This is a genomic window from Acinetobacter sp. 102 (assembly GCF_037028485.1).
GTDB classification, from domain to species: Bacteria; Pseudomonadota; Gammaproteobacteria; order Pseudomonadales; family Moraxellaceae; genus Acinetobacter; species Acinetobacter higginsii.
Genome location: NZ_JAZEZK010000025.1, coordinates 11,901 through 29,532, shown reverse-complemented (window position 1 = coordinate 29,532; position 17,632 = coordinate 11,901). Strand labels below are relative to the sequence as shown.

16 protein-coding genes are annotated in these 17,632 nt (G+C 42.2%); 7 read left to right on the top strand and 9 right to left on the bottom strand.

What is annotated here, in order from left to right; genetic code table 11:
- Positions 1 to 23: 23 nt before the first annotated feature.
- Genes WA352_RS19185 through WA352_RS19170 form a run of 4 tightly spaced genes read right to left on the bottom strand, consistent with a single transcriptional unit; the run spans position 24 to position 2,748 of the window.
- A complete protein-coding gene (locus WA352_RS19185; protein ID WP_005314811.1) occupies positions 24 to 314 on the bottom strand; it encodes a hypothetical protein in 291 nt (96 codons plus the stop codon).
- A 56-nt stretch (positions 315 to 370) separates the two neighbouring features.
- Positions 371 to 622, bottom strand: coding sequence for a DUF6587 family protein (locus tag WA352_RS19180; RefSeq protein WP_005200588.1), 252 nt, complete (start codon positions 620 to 622; stop codon positions 371 to 373).
- A gap of 12 nt (positions 623 to 634) precedes the next feature.
- Positions 635 to 2,491 (bottom strand): ferrous iron transporter B, encoded by a 1,857-nt coding sequence (gene feoB, locus WA352_RS19175; RefSeq protein ID WP_004802164.1) that lies wholly within the window; start codon positions 2,489 to 2,491, stop codon positions 635 to 637.
- On the bottom strand, positions 2,488 to 2,748 hold the full coding sequence (locus tag WA352_RS19170) for a FeoA family protein (protein ID WP_004656347.1): 261 nt from the start codon (positions 2,746 to 2,748) through the stop codon (positions 2,488 to 2,490). Before WA352_RS19170 ends, feoB begins: the two co-directional genes overlap by 4 nt.
- Positions 2,749 to 2,952: 204 nt before the next feature.
- On the opposite strand from WA352_RS19170, the gene xerD reads away from it, so the two are divergent.
- From xerD to thrC, 4 genes are all read left to right on the top strand, one after another.
- Positions 2,953 to 3,873 (top strand): site-specific tyrosine recombinase XerD, encoded by a 921-nt coding sequence (gene xerD, locus WA352_RS19165; RefSeq protein ID WP_005314807.1) that lies wholly within the window; start codon positions 2,953 to 2,955, stop codon positions 3,871 to 3,873.
- A gap of 134 nt (positions 3,874 to 4,007) precedes the next feature.
- Positions 4,008 to 4,823: a DsbC family protein gene (locus WA352_RS19160; RefSeq protein WP_005314793.1), complete on the top strand. Its 816-nt coding sequence runs from the start codon at positions 4,008 to 4,010 to the stop codon at positions 4,821 to 4,823.
- Positions 4,824 to 4,952: 129 nt separating this feature from the next.
- Positions 4,953 to 6,254 (top strand): homoserine dehydrogenase, encoded by a 1,302-nt coding sequence (locus WA352_RS19155; protein ID WP_005314789.1) that lies wholly within the window; start codon positions 4,953 to 4,955, stop codon positions 6,252 to 6,254.
- Positions 6,255 to 6,312: 58 nt separating this feature from the next.
- The gene (gene thrC / locus WA352_RS19150) at positions 6,313 to 7,452 is read left to right on the top strand and encodes a threonine synthase (protein ID WP_004802157.1); all 1,140 of its coding nucleotides are present in this window, start codon (positions 6,313 to 6,315) and stop codon (positions 7,450 to 7,452) included.
- A gap of 127 nt (positions 7,453 to 7,579) precedes the next feature.
- Here the strand turns inward: thrC and pbpG are convergent, their stop codons facing one another.
- Entirely contained in the window at positions 7,580 to 8,647 is a 1,068-nt protein-coding gene (gene pbpG, locus WA352_RS19145) for a D-alanyl-D-alanine endopeptidase PBP7/8 (RefSeq protein ID WP_157411984.1), read from the bottom strand.
- 210 nt (positions 8,648 to 8,857) lie between these two features.
- Here pbpG and gacA point away from each other — a divergent pair, with 210 nt between their 5' ends.
- Genes gacA through WA352_RS19130 form a run of 3 tightly spaced genes read left to right on the top strand, consistent with a single transcriptional unit; the run spans position 8,858 to position 12,538 of the window.
- Complete coding sequence (gacA, locus tag WA352_RS19140; RefSeq protein WP_004802154.1) at positions 8,858 to 9,493, top strand: response regulator transcription factor GacA; 636 nt, start codon at positions 8,858 to 8,860, stop codon at positions 9,491 to 9,493.
- Between the two features lie 17 nt (positions 9,494 to 9,510).
- Positions 9,511 to 11,076: a sensor histidine kinase gene (locus tag WA352_RS19135; RefSeq protein ID WP_004802151.1), complete on the top strand. Its 1,566-nt coding sequence runs from the start codon at positions 9,511 to 9,513 to the stop codon at positions 11,074 to 11,076.
- Between the two features lie 25 nt (positions 11,077 to 11,101).
- Entirely contained in the window at positions 11,102 to 12,538 is a 1,437-nt protein-coding gene (locus WA352_RS19130; protein ID WP_004802148.1) for a sigma-54-dependent transcriptional regulator, read from the top strand.
- Positions 12,539 to 12,576: 38 nt separating this feature from the next.
- Here WA352_RS19130 and WA352_RS19125 read toward each other — a convergent pair whose 3' ends face one another.
- The 4 genes from WA352_RS19125 to lptF all read right to left on the bottom strand — a co-directional run bounded on the left by WA352_RS19125 (position 12,577) and on the right by lptF (position 17,591).
- Positions 12,577 to 13,752 carry a S41 family peptidase gene (locus tag WA352_RS19125; RefSeq protein ID WP_005314780.1) on the bottom strand — a complete coding sequence of 392 codons (1,176 nt, stop codon included), beginning with the start codon at positions 13,750 to 13,752 and terminating at the stop codon, positions 12,577 to 12,579.
- 9 nt (positions 13,753 to 13,761) lie between these two features.
- Positions 13,762 to 15,306: a 2,3-bisphosphoglycerate-independent phosphoglycerate mutase gene (gpmI, locus tag WA352_RS19120; RefSeq protein ID WP_005200599.1), complete on the bottom strand. Its 1,545-nt coding sequence runs from the start codon at positions 15,304 to 15,306 to the stop codon at positions 13,762 to 13,764.
- Between the two features lie 114 nt (positions 15,307 to 15,420).
- Positions 15,421 to 16,491 (bottom strand): LPS export ABC transporter permease LptG, encoded by a 1,071-nt coding sequence (gene lptG, locus WA352_RS19115; protein WP_004802141.1) that lies wholly within the window; start codon positions 16,489 to 16,491, stop codon positions 15,421 to 15,423.
- Positions 16,491 to 17,591, bottom strand: a complete 1,101-nt coding sequence (lptF, locus tag WA352_RS19110; RefSeq protein ID WP_004802139.1) for an LPS export ABC transporter permease LptF — start codon at positions 17,589 to 17,591, stop codon at positions 16,491 to 16,493. Before lptF ends, lptG begins: the two co-directional genes overlap by 1 nt.
- Positions 17,592 to 17,632: the final 41 nt, after the last annotated feature.

Here is a 17,632-nt window from a genome sequence, read left to right as displayed (position 1 = left end):
TTTTTGTGTCAGTGCGTAAAAGCTTAGGCAGGTATAAAAAAGCCAATCCCCAATAAAACTAGGATCACAACCCCCAGCCAATCTACAGATTTAAATACATAGTGCTTGAATTTAAGTTCAATCAATTCGGGTTTTAACCATAGATACGTCAAGATGGAACATGAAAGTAGCCATAAAACTGTTTCTTTATAAATATTCAGATTTTTTGACAAAGCAGAGAGATAAAGCAAAGTCATCAATAGCACAAAACCCAATAAAATCCATTTATGTTTTAAGCTTAACGATGTCTTCTCACTCATATCCGTCTGATTCATTTTTTCTTTTCCAAAAAAAATTGCCCATCTTAAGATGGGCAATTTTAAGATTGCGCTTAACGCCATTTCACTGTTTGAACAGGCTCTGCTTTTTTATTCTCCGCTTCATCCGTAGAACAACCACAATTTCCGCCACAACCAGCTGCCATTTTCGGTTTTAACCATGTCGCCAAACGTTGCCAACCTAGTCGCTGACAAAGATTTGACAGACTCAGAAATGCTGAACTTGCTGTTTGAGGAAGCACCTTCTTAAACACTACAACAGCACTCCACAGCACCAATACAGCAACAATCAAGTACTCAAACATAAGCTACTCCTTTTACCCCCAAATGCGTGATGCAATTTGGTAGGTGAAGAACGACATTAAATAAGCCAAACCAAATAGATAAACCGTCATGACCGCGACATGTTTCCATGAGCCTGTTTCACGGCGTACTGTTGCTAAAGTGGCTAAACAATGTGGTGCATAGATAAACCAGACCAATAATGACAAGCCAGTTGCCAATGACCAACCCGAACCATCAGCACTGATCAGATGAGTCAAACCTTGTGCAACTGCATCATCATCTGCCCCTGATAAGGCATACACGGTACCCAAAGCAGCAACCACAACTTCACGTGCAGCCATAGCTGGAATAAGTGCAACGACAATCTGCCAGTTAAAACCTAAAGGCGCGAAAATTGGATGTAATAAATGCCCAAGCATACCCGCCAAGCTATAATCAATCGCAGGTTGTGTCGCACCTTCAGGAGCTTGTGGGAAAGTACACAAGAACCAAAGAATTACGGTCAAGGCAACAATGATTCCACCAACACGACGCAAGAAGATTTTTGCACGCTCTAGTAAACCGATTGCCACACTTCTCATATCAGGAAAACGATAGCTTGGTAATTCCATCAACAAAGCATGCTGGGTTTTGTCCTTTTGCAAAAATTTCATCACAAATGCAACACAGAGCGCACTTACAATGCCACCCATATATAAACCGAACAGCACGAGACCTTGCAAATTAAAGATCCCCAATACCGTTTCACTTGGAATAAATGCACCAATCAACAAGGCATAAACAGGCAAGCGTGCAGAACAGGTCATTAACGGCGCAACCATGATCGTGGTAAAACGATCACGTGGATCACTAATACTGCGGGTTGCCATAATGCCCGGAATTGCACAAGCAAAACTCGATAACAACGGGATAAAAGAGCGCCCACTCAAACCCGCTTTGAACATTAATTTGTCAAGCAAAAATGCGGCACGTGGTAGATAACCCGACTCTTCCAGTACAAGAATGAAGAAGAATAGGATTAAAATTTGCGGTAAGAATGCAACCACAGTCCCCGCACCAGCAAGCACACCATCAACCAACAAGCTTTGCAGCACAGGATGACTAATTGTTTCCGTCAACCACTCTCCCAACCATGGCACTACACCATCTTCGATTGCGCCCTTAAATGGTTCTGCCCATGAAAAAACAGCTTGGAAGACGATGAACATCATGATTGCAAGGCTAAGTAGGCCAAGCACTGGATGTAGGAAAATCTTATCTAGAAAATCAGTACGCTTATCTTCCTGATCAACAAAGTTCACCACATCTTTGAAAATCACTTCAATTTTTTGATGTGGCGTGCCTGCCAGACCACTGAGCTCAGTCTGAGGAACAGAGTACTTTCCTTGATCCAATGCGTGCAATAAGTTTTCAATGCCCGAACTACGTACTGCAACCGTTTCAACCACAGGTACACCGAGACGCTCAGAAAGTTTTTGTGTATTGATCTGGATACCGCGACGACGCGCTTCATCCATCATATTCAACACCACAAGGATAGGACGACCCAACTCAATAATTTCTAACACCAAACCAAGATGTAGCTTTAAGTTGGTTGCATCCACCACACACAAGAAGGCATCTTGTTGCCCTTCTTCCGCAATTTTACCTTGGCAGACATCACGGGTAATTTCTTCATCTGGGCTGGTCGCCTGTAAACTATAGGTTCCTGGCAAATCCAGAACACGCACCGCTTTCCCCGAAGGAAGCTGAAAGTGCCCGACTTTACGTTCAACCGTCACACCCGCATAGTTGGCAACTTTTTGGCGTGTACCAGTCAAATGGTTAAATAAAGATGTCTTACCACAGTTTGGATTTCCCACAAGGGCAACACGTAACGCATCACTCATGCAGGTGCTCCTTCAAGTTGAATTTCAATTTTATCCGCTTCCGCTTTTCGTAACGCAAAACGCGTAAAACCGAGCTGGATTAGAATCGGATCCCCACCAAAGATACCTTTGGTAATCACCTGTACTTGTGTACCTGGCACAAAGCCTAAACTTTCTAAACGAACTGCAACTAAATCTGGCTGTTCTGTCTCATCGACCACGCGATTTACTTTCGTAATCATCGCTGTTTGCTTGACTTTTAATGCTGACAATCGCACCGCTTCTAACCCTTAACCCTTTTTTGCTAGTATACAAGCAAATGAGAATAATTACCAAAACCAATCTCAGTGGCATTTGCTTCTGTGACAGATCGACAACAATTCATTTTTCTTTTACAGTGCAATTCAACCAAAAATAAATCAGGGCAGTGTTCTCCCTAAAATACCCGCCCCTCTTTCACTGAGAAATATCTTCAACGCCTTATGTTAAATAAAAAGCCTCGTATTCCCGCTGCGGTTAACATCCCTGAAAATTTGAGTTTTTTACAGGGTTTTCGGGATTATCTAGTGGCTCAAACCGTGAGCCCACATACCCGTAACGCCTATTTATCCGACCTGATTCAATGTGCTGAATTACATCAAACCGCCGCATTACCGCAATGGTCTAGTGATGACATTGCGGATGTTCTTATCGCCCTCACCAAAGCAGGGAAAAGTCCTCGTTCGATTGCACGTTGTCTATCTGCTTTAAGACAGTTTTATAAGTTTTTAAGAGAACAAAAATTACGGGACGATAATCCTGTTGCCACCCACCATTCCCCTAAAATTGGTCGTGCCTTGCCCAAGGATTTATCTGAACAAGATGTAGAAGCATTAATCAATGCACCTGACATCAATACAGCATTAGGCCTACGTGATCGTGCCATGTTCGAAGTCCTGTACGCCTGTGGTCTACGTGTTTCAGAATTACTAAATTTACGTTTAGAACTGATCAACCTAAAACAGGGCTTTGTTCGAATCACAGGTAAGGGTAATAAAGAACGTCTCGTTCCGTTGGGTCAATTTGCCTGTGATTGGATCGAAAGATATTTGGCTGAGTCACGTCCACAGCTGTATAAAAGCAGCACGGATTATCTGTTTCTCACTCAACATGGCGGTCTCATGAGTCGACAGAATTTTTGGTATGCGATTAAGCGTTATGCCCTACAAGCTAATATTCAAGCGGAATTGTCTCCCCATACCTTACGCCATGCTTTCGCAACTCATCTACTCAATCACGGCGCAGATTTACGTGTGGTGCAAATGCTACTTGGACATAGTGACCTATCTACTACGCAAATTTACACCCATGTCGCGCAACAGCGAATGCAGGAATTACATGGTAAATACCATCCACGTGGCTAAAACCACCATTTATCTAGGATTCAGGCAAAACTTGATGCTGTTCACAGAGCCTATGCAAGATTTAACGAAGTGATTCATTTTTTTTGTTATGCTAGGCCCCTTATACAAATGAATTCGTACAAAAAAGGTTCTATATGTTGTTTACTCGGTCTCAGCTTGTAATTGCTTGTACATTAGCATCAACATTATTAGTCAGTGCTTGCTCAAAAGAAAACTCAGCACAAAAACAAGATGCGCTCACAGCAAGTGCACCAGCGACAGGTGAAGCATCAACATTAAACGAACGCAATGCACAACAGCGTTTGGTCTCGACCTTAGAAAAAAACTTTAAAACAGCCAATATCAACGCGAAAATCCTGAGCATCAAAAAAACTGAAGTTCCAAACCTTTATTGGGTGAGTCTGGAAGGGATGGGTTCAGTCTATGCCACTGCTGATGGTCAATACATTATTCAAGGTGATGTAGTGCGTTTAGGTGATAAACAACTGCACAATGTCAGCGATGCCTTACAAGCAACCGAAAATAAAAAACATTTAGCCTCACTCAAAACTGAAGACTTAATCGTTTATCCTGCGCAAGGTGGCAAAGCTAAACATGTGATTTATGTGTTTACAGATTCAAGCTGCCCTTATTGCCATAAACTGCATGAACACTTAGCAGAGATTAATGCCAAAGGAATTGAAGTGCGTTATATCGCTTGGCCACGTGGCGAACAATTCATGCCAACTATGCAGGCTATCTGGTGTAGCCAAGATCGTAAAGCTGCATTTGAGCAAGCAACTCAAGGCCAACCTGTGACTGCAGCAGAATGTAAGAACCCAGTACGTGACCAATATCAATTGGGTTTAAATATGGGTGTAAATGGTACACCAGCGATTTATAACGTCGAAGGTGAATATTTAGGTGGTTACATGACCCCTGAAGAAATTGTTCAACGCTTAAACAAATAAGCTAAAAATCCCTTTCAAAATAACAAAGACTCGGGCGACAGATTAAAGATGATCTTAGCCCTAGTGTCTGCGCATTTTTTTAGCTATGATCAAGCTTCATTAAAATGATTGAATATAATGGAGTGTGACGTGAAACCAGTTCGTCTGGCGATACTCGGTCTTGGTACTGTAGGTGGTGGAGCCCTTAAATTACTACAAGAAAATGCTGCGGAAATTAAACGCCGTACCGGTCGAGAAATTCAAATTACACACGTAGGCACACGCCGTCCACGTCCAGATTTACAGCTCGAAGGCATTCAACAAAGTGATGACCTGATGGAAATCGTACGTCAACCTGATGTTGATGTTGTAGTCGAAGTCATGGGTGGCATTCATCCTGCTTATGAAGTCATCATGGAAGCCATTAAACATGGCAAACAGGTTGTGACTGCAAACAAAGCTTTACTGGCTGAACATGGCAATGAACTGTTTAAAGCAGCTGAAGACAATGCTGTTCAGATTGCCTATGAAGCAGCTGTTGCTGGTGGTATCCCAATCATTAAAGTGATCCGTGAAGGTCTTGCTGCTAACCATATTGAATGGCTTGCAGGCATCATTAATGGTACAGGTAACTTCATTCTGACTGAAATGCGTGAAAAAGGCCGTGCCTTTGAAGACGTTTTAAAAGAAGCGCAAGAACTTGGTTATGCTGAAGCTGATCCAACCTTTGATGTGGAAGGCATTGATGCTGCACATAAGCTCACGATTTTGGCGTCATGTGCTTTTGGTATTCCATTGCAATTTAATAAGGTCTATACCGAAGGCATCAGCAAAATCACTGCTCAAGATGTGAAATATGCAGAAGAACTTGGTTTCCGTATCAAGCACTTAGGTATCGCACGTCGCGCAGATAAAGGCATTGAGTTACGTGTACATCCAACTTTAATTCCTGCTGAAGAATTGATTGCTAACGTCAATGGCGTTAAAAATGCAGTGTTAGTACAAGCCAATGCAGTTGGTCCTACTTTGTATTACGGTGCTGGTGCAGGCGCAGGTCCAACTGCTTCTGCTGTGGTTGCTGACGTGATTGATATCGTTCGTGATATTTCATATACCGAAGATGGCGCAGGAACAATTCCTCAGCTTGCTTTTGAAGCATTGACTAACGTGCCAATCTTGAGCCGTGAAGAAATGACCACTGGTTACTACATCCGTCTCAATGCTGAAGACCAAACAGGCGTACTCGCTGATGTCACTACGATTCTAAGCCGTGCAGGTATTAGTATTGATGCCATCATGCAGCAATCACGCTTAAAAGACTTGATTCCTATCGTGATTTTAACAGATCCGATCGTTGAATCAAAAATGGATGAAGCACTAGCACAAATTCAAGCATTACCTGCAATTCGTGGCGAAATCGTAAGAATTCGTTTAGAATCGCTCGATAGTTAATCAGGTTGAGGGAAAATGACTTCCCTCACCCCGCTCTACCTCATATTGGAACACCATCATGTCGAATGCCAATCGTTATACTGGTCTTGTAGATCGTTATCGTGACCGTTTACCTGTGTCTGCAACTACACGCGCAATTTCTTTAGGTGAAGGGAATACCCCACTGATTAAACTAGAGAACATTCCACGTATTATTGGCAAAAACGTCGAAATCTATGTGAAATACGAAGGTCTGAATCCAACTGGTTCATTTAAAGACCGTGGTATGACCATGGCGGTGACCAAAGCAGTTGAAGAAGGCTCTAAAGCAATTATCTGTGCATCTACAGGTAATACTTCTGCAGCGGCAGCAGCGTATGCAGCACGTGCAGGCATCAAAGCGTTTGTTCTAATCCCAGAAGGCAAAATTGCTATGGGTAAAATGGCGCAGGCAATGATGTACGGCGCGATCACTATGCAAATCCGTGGTAACTTCGATGACGGCATGCGTTTGGTTAAAGAAGTTGCAGATCAAGCACCTGTAACGATTGTAAACTCAATCAACCCATACCGTCTGCAAGGTCAAAAAACCATTGCTTATGAAATCGTAGAAGCATTGGGTCGTGCTCCTGATTATCACTGCTTACCAGTCGGTAATGCTGGTAACATCACAGCACACTGGATGGGCTATACCGAAGCAGTTGCAAACCAACCTGCAGATCAATTTGAACAAGTGATTTATGATGCTGCAACAGATCAATTCACTGGTCCTAAGCCAGAAGGCTTACCAACAATGGTCGGTTATCAAGCTTCTGGTGCTGCTCCATTCTTACGTGGTGCGCCAGTAGAGAACCCAGAAACTGTTGCAACAGCAATTCGTATCGGTAATCCACAAAGCTGGAACCATGCTAAAGCAGTGGTACGTGATTCTAAAGGTTGGTTTGATGAACTGACTGATGCTGAAATTCTAGAAGCGCAACGTTTGCTTTCAATGTATGAAGGTGTGTTTGTTGAACCTGCGTCAGCAGCATCTATTGGTGGTGCGATCCGTGATCTTAAAGCAGGTAAAATTGCTGAAGGTTCTGTGATTGTATGTACAGTGACAGGCAATGGCTTAAAAGACCCAGACACTGCAATCAAGCAATGTGCTGATGCCGTGATGTTGTCGATTGACGCGACTATGGATCAAGTGAAAGATTCTATTCTTTCAAATATGTAAGCATACGTACTGAAATAAAAAAACCAGTGCCTGCAACTGGTTTTTTTATGGTCTGAATATAGAAATTACTCTTTGCAGCAACCATAAAAAAACTCCCCATAAAGAGGAGTTTTTTGACTTAAGAGAACTAAACGCGTTTTGGCAAAGTGCTTAACCAGCTTAATAAATTCGTTGCATCGCTATTACGTGCTTGCGAACTTGGCGCACCTAATAACACCACAACCGCTGGACGTGAATTCACAGTGGTATGCATCACTACACAACGACCTGCTTCATTGATATAGCCTGTTTTTGACAAGTTAATGTTCCAACCGCCATTACGTACCAACGCATTGGTATTATTGGATTTCAGCACACGGTAACCTAAATTAAAGTCATAGGTCGGCGTGGTAGAGAATTGACGAATCAAGCCGTATTGTGAAGCGCTACTTACCAGAATACCCAAATCACGTGCTGAAGAAACATTATGTGGATCTAAACCTGTAGATTCAGCATAACGCGTAGACGTCATGCCCAATTGCCTCGCTTTTGCATTCATTGCCGCAATAAATGCAGAACGACCACCTGGATAGGTACGTGCTAATGCAGCTGCAGCTGGATTCTCAGACTTCATTAATGCAAACAAAAGTGCTTCTGCGCGATTCATGGTATCGCCTGCACGTAGGGTTGAACTTGAGTTCTTACCGCCAGCACCAGCAAAGTCGATTGACTCTAGCGTAATTTCTTCTGACATGTTTAAACGAGCATCTGCCGTGACGACAGCCGTCATCAACTTAGTAATCGATGCAATGGGTACCGACATATTACTGTTTTTACTGTACAGTACTTCACCCGTTTGCGCGTCCATCACCAAAGCAGCGCGTGCATTGACTGAAGGCTGACTGCTGTAGCCAAAGGTATCGCGAATCTGTGTCGACGACTGTTGCGGCGTACTTGAAGAAGTAATTGTTGCCGAACCACCGTTACGCAATGTTGTGGTAACAGAGGTTGAACCTTGTGGGCTAATTTCTACTGGATCATCATCTTCCATAAACTGACTTGCATCAGTTGCAGACCAATTCATCGAAGCTGAACCGCTCACACGCGAAGAAGCTGGATTGTTATTCACAACCAGTTCAGCAAAACTTGTTGAACTCCAGGCCAACAAGATAGACATGCTTAAAACATGCATGATAGATTTTTTAGAATTTTTCACGACACAATACTCAACTCAGGACGCTGCACATTTGCGCTTAATACCATTATGCCTTACATTTAAACAAATCGGGTAAAGCTTTTATAGACACAATTGTGTACAACTATTCGCTAAAAACGAAGAATAGGATTGCTAATTTTGTCGTTTCATTGCAAGCTAATTTTGCTTTATGTAACAAAAAACCAGTTTTTTTGAAAAAAGGAGGTCTTCTTGATCACTGTTCTCGTTGTTGATGATCATGAACTCGTACGCACAGGAATTTGTCGTATGTTGGAAGACCACCCCGATGTAGAGGTCATTGGGCAAGCTGAATCAGGTGAAGAGGCCATTGCATTAGTCCGTCAGAAACACCCGCAAGTAGTGTTGTTAGATGTGAATATGCCAGGTATTGGTGGGGTGGAAACTACTCGCCGCTTATTACAAAGCGCACCTGAAACAAAAGTGATTGCCGTCAGCGGTCTTGCTGAAGAACCCTATCCATCCCTGTTATTAAAAGCAGGAGCGAAAGGCTATATCACCAAAGGTGCACCGATTTCTGAAATGGTTCGTGCTATCAACAAAGTCATGCAAGGCGGAAAATACTTTAGTGCTGATATTGCCGAGCAACTGGCCAGCTCCTATCTTTCGGATACTCAGCAATCGCCATTTGATGCCTTGTCAGAGCGGGAGATGCAAGTTGCCATGATGGTGGTGAATTGTATTAGTGCTCAAGAAATCGCTGACAAATTATTCGTAAGCGTCAAAACTGTAAATACCTATCGTTATCGTATTTTTGAAAAATTGAGCATTGATAGTGATGTCAAACTCACCCATCTTGCGATTCGTTATGGACTCATTAAACCTTAAAATAACAGTAAGTGCCTATGTTAGGGAAAATTGCGTCGTCAGTCTCACAAACTGTCTATCGGCTTGGGGTTTGGTATAGCGGCTATCGGCTAATCATTTCGATTAGCCTGCTGTTAATTTATTTACTCACTGCTGAACAACTTTCCAGCAACTATGTTTATCCCTTCTTATATTTTTATACCTTGATTTGCTATATCGCATTCAACATTTTTCAACTGTTTTTACTACATCTTGTCCCAATACAGACCTCAAAGCAGTTGATTTTTATCTTTCTGATTGATGTCATTTGCCTAAGCTTAATCACTTTTTCTGCAGGTGGTCCAAATCTGCAACTCAGCTTGCTTTACGTCATTATTATTTTTTCTTCTGCGATATTATTAAACGCTCACCTGTCGCTGATTATTACTTTATTTGCCGTCATTATGGTGGTTTACCAACGTTTTTTAGGTGACTTTTTTGAGGCCAATAATTTAAATCACCTCGGAAATAGCGTTTTTCTGGCGTTTTTATTTTTTGTAGTTCATGCCATTGGTCGTATTGCAGTACAGCGTTTTAAAATTCTAGAAACCTTAACCTTTCATCAATCCATTGAAATCCATCAACTACAGAATATTAACCGCTATATCTTAGAACAAATCGAAGATGGCTATTTAGTACTGGATGAAAGTAATCATATCGTATTAACCAATCCAGCAGCCAATGCGCTATTAGGTATCCATTTACCGATTTCCTTAGAAAAAACGCCACTGATCAAATTACAACCCGACTTATTTGAACTGGTTCAGTTTAGTGACTTAGAGGATGGCGAAGAATTCAGTTTTGAATCACAGCAAAGTTCATACACCATCAACGTTCGGGTTAAGCATCTAATTGTTCCCGAACAAGCCTTAGTGTTATTGATCTTAAAAGACGCACAAAAACTGACTCAGCAAGTTCAGCAATTGAAACTCGCCGCACTTGGTCAGCTGTCAGCCAGTATTGCCCATGAAATTCGCAATCCTTTGGCTGCTATTGTGCAAGCCAATGAATTATTCAAAGACAGTGATACCCACCAACAAGAAATGCTGTCGCGCATGATTAGCAAACAAGCCAAACGGATTGATAGCATCGTGCAAGACACCTTAGCAATGGCACGAAATAAACCGACAGAAGCACAAGAAATTGATCTGAGCTCCTTCTTTGAAAGTTTACTCAATGAAGATCTTGCAGATGCTAAACAACAAATTCAAATTAAACTCACAGAGCAAACCAACATCTTATTTGATGAAAAACAATTACGCCAAGTGCTGATTAATTTAATTAGAAATGCGTTAAGACATAATGCAACTGATGCGCCTTATATCGAAGTCGAGGTGCACGAAAAAGACGGACGAACTTGCATTGATGTCATCGATTTTGGGACGGGTGTCTCAAAACGGGATATTTCTCAACTGTTCAAACCATTTTTTAGTACCGAAATTAAAGGAACTGGTTTAGGATTGTATTTGTCTCATACTTTTTGCGAGGCAAATCATGCAAAGCTCACTTATATAGAGCGACAACAAGGAGCATGCTTCAGGATTGAATGCTCAAAAACTCATTGATTTATAGATTAGGTTTCTCGGGGAAATGGCAACAAAACAACCACTCGTCTTATTGGTAGACGACGAAGAAGATTTATGTCTTTTAATGCAGATGACGCTGGCGCGTATGGGCATCAAGACACATCTGGCCTATCGGGTCGAACAGGCAAAAAAGTTCTTTACTGAATTCCAGTACGATGCTTGCTTAACAGATTTAAATCTTCCAGATGGCAATGGTTTGGATCTGGTCAAACACGTGACACAGAACTATCCCAATACGCCTATTGCGGTACTGACTGCCTATGGCAATATGGATATTGCCATTTCAGCCTTAAAAGCAGGCGCATTTGATTTTGTCAGTAAACCTGTCAACCAGATGCATTTGGATCAATTGATTCAGAAAGCATTGAACCGTCCACAACCTGAACAAGAGGCTGCCGAAACAGCCTTAGAGAACAAGCTGTTAATTGGACGTTCTGCACCTATTCAACAGCTCCGCATCGCCTTAAAGAAAATTGCACGTTCCCAGGCCCCAGTATTCATTACAGGTGAATCAGGAACAGGCAAAGAAGTGGTTGCGAATCTGGTCCACCGTTTAAGTAATCGCAGCGAAGGCCCTTTTATTGCGATTAACTGTGGGGCGATTCCAACTGAATTGATGGAAAGTGAACTATTCGGGCATAAAAAAGGCAGTTTTACTGGCGCAACTCAGGACAAGCAAGGCTTAATTCTCTCTGCACACGGCGGTAGTTTGTTCTTGGATGAAATTGCCGAACTACCTTTAAATATGCAGGTCAAATTGCTGCGTGCCGTACAGGAAAAGAAAATTCGTCCCGTTGGTTCAGATCAAGAGATTGATGTGGATTTCCGTGTGATTAGTGCCAGTCACCAAGATTTGGAACTGTTGGTACAGCAAGGTCGTTTCCGTCAAGATTTGTTCTTCCGTATTCATGTGATGGATATCGTACTGCCTCCTTTACGTGAACGTGGACAGGATATTTTGTTATTGGCCAATCACTTTATTCAAAAGATTAGTCAAGAATGGGACCTCACTGCGAAATCGTTATCTTCACGTGCAGAGCAGTTCTTATTACAGCAATATTTCCCAGGTAATGTGCGCGAATTACGCAATATTATTGAACGTGCGATTACGCTGAGTGACGATGACAATATTGATTTGGCACATCTCCAAACTGCACCTTTACGTAGTTCATTGGCAAACCCAGCACCTTCATTTTCCAATACGACAACTGAAGAAGTTGAAACACCGCAATATTCTGCAAGTCCAAACATGAGTTCAAAGAAGCTTCCACCCGAAGGTTTGGAGCGCTATTTGGAGAATATTGAAAAAGAAATTCTTCTGAATGCATTGAATCTTACCCATTGGAATCGAACCTTAGCCGCGAAGAAGTTGGGAATGACTTTCCGTTCTCTACGCTACCGTTTGAAAAAATTCGGTTTAGATACTGAAGATGATGAATAATCAATATTAAAAAAAACCCCTCAACTGAGGGGCTTTTTTTAATATCTACTTTTTAAAACCAGATCTGTGACATGCTCAAGATAATTATCTTCTTTCATCTCGGCAGACAAAGCATAGGTCTGATTTGGCTGAATACCTTGACCTTCAATCATATTGCCATTGGGAGTGTAATAGTGTGATACCGTCATCTGCAATGCAGCGCCACTTGGTAAGGGAAATAACTTTTGTACCACACCTTTACCATAACTATTTTCACCGACCACCCATGCACGCTTATGCTCTTTTAATGCTGCTGTAAAGACTTCAGCAGCAGAAGCAGAACGACGGTTGATTAAAATGCCTAATTTCATATTTTGAAATTCATTAGAAGGAAGTGCTTGGAATTGCTGATCACCTTCAGAACGGCTTTTAGTCGTGACAATTAAACCCTGATTTAAAAATAGGTCAGCCGCTTCAACTGAGGCTGAAAGCAAGCCCCCTGGGTTATTGCGTAGATCGAATACCACGGCCTTAAGTTTGGTCGAACTATATTCTTCAATCAAACGTTTAATCTCATTCGCCGTATCTTGCTGAAAAACACGTATTTTCAGCACCAATACCTGATTGTGCAATAAAACGGGTTCAATATCAGTTTCGACTTTCTTGTTTCTCACCAAAATGGTCGTACTATTATTCTCTGTTTGTATCTGGACAGTACTTCCAATCGAGCCATAGAGCAGACCTTGTACTTGGTCTTGATTTAAGCTTTTCAGTTCTTGGTTATCCACTTTTAGGATAACTTGTCCATTGCGTAAACCGAGTTTACTCGAATCCGAACCTGACTTCAGATCCTGAATTTGCCACGTTTTCGAATGTGCATCATAATTTAAATTGAAATCGACAGAAGCTAAATCGCCCTCTGTATACTGGATCAGTTGACGGTATTCTTCTGCAGATAAATAACGGGAATAACGATCTAGACCACTGACCAAGCCCTTAATCGACTGTTGGAATAAAGCATCATCCGACTTTTTATCGACATAGTTATCTTTGACGATGCCGTAAATCTGTACAAATTGTTGAATAGATTCAATCGGGACTTCAGCATTACCAGACTTGGAGTCTTCATTCGACCACCCAGAAGAATGGGTGATTGGTGCGGCTGAGAGACTATGTCCCCAACACATCAACACACTTGCACATAACGCTCGGTAAATGTTGTTGTGTTGGATCATTGATTCACCTTATTTTAAAGTAATTAAGTTCTTGCCTTGCATTTCAGGCGGCACAGGAATGTCCATCAAATGCAAGAGTGTTGGTGCTACATCCGCCAATACGCCATCTTCAGCAATCGTTGCTTGTGTTGGACCAACATAAATAAATGGAACCAACTCTGTGGTATGTTGGGTATGAACCTGTCCACTATCATAGTCTTGCATTTGCTCTACATTACCATGATCCGCTGTAATTAACATATGCCCTTTGTTTGCCATCACTGCATCGTAAACACGGCCTAGACAGCTATCGACTGTTTCAACGGCTTTCACCGCAGCATCAAACACACCCGTATGCCCAACCATATCACCATTGGCATAGTTCACGACTAAAAGGTCAAACTCACCAGAATTGATTGCATTGACTAACTCATCAGTTACTTCATAAGCACTCATTTCTGGTTTTAAATCGTAGGTTGCAACATTCGGCGAAGGAATGAGAATACGTTTTTCACCTTCATATTCATCTTCACGACCACCACTGAAGAAGAAAGTGACGTGTGCATACTTCTCAGTTTCAGCAATACGCAATTGGGTCTTACCCAAACTTGACAGATATTCACCAATCGAGTTTTTAAGTCCTTCTGGCATATACGCCACAGGTGCATCAATACTCGCTTGATAACGGGTCAACATGACAAACTTAGACAGGTTTGGAACGACTTTACGGGTAAATCCAGCAAAATCTTTTTCAACAAAAGCACGCGTAATCTCACGCGCACGATCGGCACGGAAGTTCATAAAAACAACACTGTCACCATCTTGCACTTTAGCAATTTCGCCAATACGTGTTGCTTTAACAAACTCATCATTTTCATTCGCAGCGTAAGCAAGCTCTAAACCTTCAACTGCTGAGTTGGCGACACGTACTGCCTCACCTTCAGTCATGAGGCGATAGGCTTGTTCAACACGATCCCAACGATTATCACGGTCCATCGCAAAGTAACGACCAATCATCGAAACGATACGACCCTGATTTGGATATTGTGCAAATAAAGCATCTAGTTTTTCTAATGATGGCTTTGCACTTCGTGGTGGAGTGTCACGTCCATCTAGGAAGGCATGTAGATATACTGTCGCACCACGTTTTAATGCTAGCTCACACATTGCCACAATATGGTCTTCATGTGAATGAACACCGCCTTGAGACAACAGGCCCATCACATGTACAGCACCCTTTGCTAGTTTGGCTTTTTCTACAGCATCAACTAAAACTTCATGCTCAAAAAAAGCACCAGTGCGGATATCTTTAGTAATTCGAGTGAAATCTTGGTACAGCACACGACCTGCACCTAAATTCATATGACCGACTTCAGAGTTGCCCATTTGACCATCAGGCAAGCCGACATCTTCGCCTGAACCTGAGATTAAACTATTTGGATGCTTGGCCTTCATCGCAGTGAGGTTTGGCGTTTTTGCTGCTAAAAAAGCATTATCTTCAACTGCTTCACGATGTCCTACGCCATCCATAATCACCAGAACGTGAGGAATTTTGCCAGCATTTGCATCCGTCATAATGGACTCTCTGTTTGTCATTTGATCGGTCTATTTTACCGAAATTTAATCGAATTCTCCATGACCTGACTGATGGCTTTCATCAATCCTGATCATAGAACCTCTCCATCAAGCTTAACGTGCTCGATAAAGCAGATAGCTTCCCACCATAAAGATCAGCACCACTGGCATCAGTACAAACCATGCAGGTGAAGGTGCATACACTAAGCTTGCATAGCCCAAGAAATCTTGAAGATAGAAGAAGCCTAAACCTGTGAACAGTGAAATCACCAAACGGAAACCCATTGACTGTTGACGTAACGGCCCAAAAATGAAGGAGCAAGCAATCAACACCAAGGTAATTAAAGAAAATGGTGAGGTCACTTTCTGCCAAAAGGCCAATTCATAGGTCTTCGGAACCTGACTATATTCATCCATATAGCGCATGAAACTAATCAATTGGCTTGGAGATAAATCTTCAGGGTCCAAGGTCACCATATGTACATATTTCGGCTGTAATGCTAAACCAAGCGATTGCTGCTCATGATCCGTTTTAATGGCATTGCCTTGCGCCAGTAAATCCACTTGATGTGATTGGGACAACTGCCATTCACCATCTTTAATAAACTGTCCTTTTTCAGCGGTCACAAAAGACTGCAAGCGATGGTCCTGATCAAAATCAATGGTTTGAATATTGCGTAACTGACCTTGTGAGTTGGCATAATCAATATAGATAAAGCGCTGCCCTTCACGTGACCAATAGCCTTTGACTTCGCCCAAAGCTGCTACACTGCGTTGTTTTTTAATACTTTGAGCTTGTTCGTTGGTATAAGGAATCACCCATTCACTCAACACAAAAGACAGTACGATCAATAACAGCGCTGAACGCATGACCCAGCCAACAATTCGCCATAAACTGATACCAACAGAACGCATTACGATCAGTTCACTATTCGAAGCAAGTGCGCCCAGTCCTAAAACAGAGCCAATCAATGCAGCAACAGGCAGGATTTCATATAAATAACGCGGCGCACCCCACATCACAAACAGAAAAGCCTGCCACGCATTATAGTTAGGTTTCAGCGAACCCAATTCACCAAGGTACGTAAATAATACTTGTAGGAAAGATAACACCAGCGTTGTTCCGAGCATGGCTAGAACCGTGGTTTTTGTCACATGTTTGGCGACTATTCGACGTGCTAACATCACAACCCCACTCGCTGCATACTTTTCTTAATTTTAGGCGCTAATTTTTGTTTACGTGCAAAAATTGCGGCTGCAATGGCATAAACCAAAATCACAGCTGGATAAGCCCAAATGTCCAACTCATCTTTACTGATTCGAGTCTTAATTGCGATCAATACCACAATTAAGCTGGCAAAAATAAAGATCGCAGGAATCAAACGATAATAACGCCCTTGACGCGGACTCACTTCAGACAATGCGACAGCAAGCATCAAACCCACAATAATGATAAATGGCCCAAAGATACGCCAACCTAACTCACTACGCACCACGGAGTCATCCCGTTTCTGCCAAAGCTTGGACATTGACAATGCTTCTACATCATCACTTTCAAATTTCACATCTTTATCATTTTCTAAACGTAAGCGATAAGATTGAAATTCTGCCTGAAGATAACGTGGCTGATTAGGATAAATCTCGTAACGGCGGCCTTGAACCAAGTCCACGACATTCGCCGTATCATTAGCAACTTCAACACGGGTGGCTTCTTTCGCCAAAATCATGATGTCTGGTTTATCTTCTTGGTTGGATTTTTGATAGAAGAAAATCTCTTTTAAATTCTTACGATCTTCAGACAATGAGTCTGCATAAATCGTAAAAGGTCCTGAAGAAATAAACTCCTTGGGACGAACCAAGTCAAAGCCCGTGCGTACCGCTTGTGTGCTGGTCAGTTTTTCAAACTCACGTAAGCCCCATGGTCCCATCCAAATCATTAAACAGGTTTGCACCACCAGATAGACCAACGTCATCGGTAACAACATGCGTGCCAACTGGTTACGACTCACACCACTGCCATTTAACACCGCCATTTCATGGTCAACATAAAGACGACCAAACACCAGCATCAAGGCAATGAAGAAACCCAAAGGAAGAATCAGCGTTAAAAACTCGGGCAAACGATAGCCGATGATGCTAAATAAAATGCCTGCATCTAAACGACCTTGAGCTGCCACGCCAAAATATTTGATTAAACGACCACCCATCATAATCAGGGTTAATAAACCTATGACGACGAGAGATGTCGAAACCACTTGTTTGACGAGATAACGCCGAATAATCAAAGTAATACTTCCAAAAAGCCCAATTGAAGGTAACGCTAGTT

Bases quoted from the DNA above. Each gene is read 5' to 3' on its own strand.
- WA352_RS19185 (WP_005314811.1), bottom strand. From the start codon at position 314: ATGAATCAGACGGATATGAGTGAGAAGACATCGTTAAGCTTAAAACAT.
- WA352_RS19180 (WP_005200588.1), bottom strand. From the start codon at position 622: ATGTTTGAGTACTTGATTGTTGCTGTATTGGTGCTGTGGAGTGCTGTT.
- feoB (WP_004802164.1), bottom strand. From the start codon at position 2,491: ATGAGTGATGCGTTACGTGTTGCCCTTGTGGGAAATCCAAACTGTGGT.
- xerD (WP_005314807.1), top strand. From the start codon at position 2,953: ATGTTAAATAAAAAGCCTCGTATTCCCGCTGCGGTTAACATCCCTGAA.
- WA352_RS19160 (WP_005314793.1), top strand. From the start codon at position 4,008: ATGTTGTTTACTCGGTCTCAGCTTGTAATTGCTTGTACATTAGCATCA.
- thrC (WP_004802157.1), top strand. From the start codon at position 6,313: ATGTCGAATGCCAATCGTTATACTGGTCTTGTAGATCGTTATCGTGAC.
- WA352_RS19135 (WP_004802151.1), top strand. From the start codon at position 9,511: ATGTTAGGGAAAATTGCGTCGTCAGTCTCACAAACTGTCTATCGGCTT.
- WA352_RS19130 (WP_004802148.1), top strand. From the start codon at position 11,102: ATGGCAACAAAACAACCACTCGTCTTATTGGTAGACGACGAAGAAGAT.
- WA352_RS19125 (WP_005314780.1), bottom strand. From the start codon at position 13,752: ATGATCCAACACAACAACATTTACCGAGCGTTATGTGCAAGTGTGTTG.
- gpmI (WP_005200599.1), bottom strand. From the start codon at position 15,306: ATGACGGATGCAAATGCTGGCAAAATTCCTCACGTTCTGGTGATTATG.
- lptG (WP_004802141.1), bottom strand. From the start codon at position 16,491: ATGTTAGCACGTCGAATAGTCGCCAAACATGTGACAAAAACCACGGTT.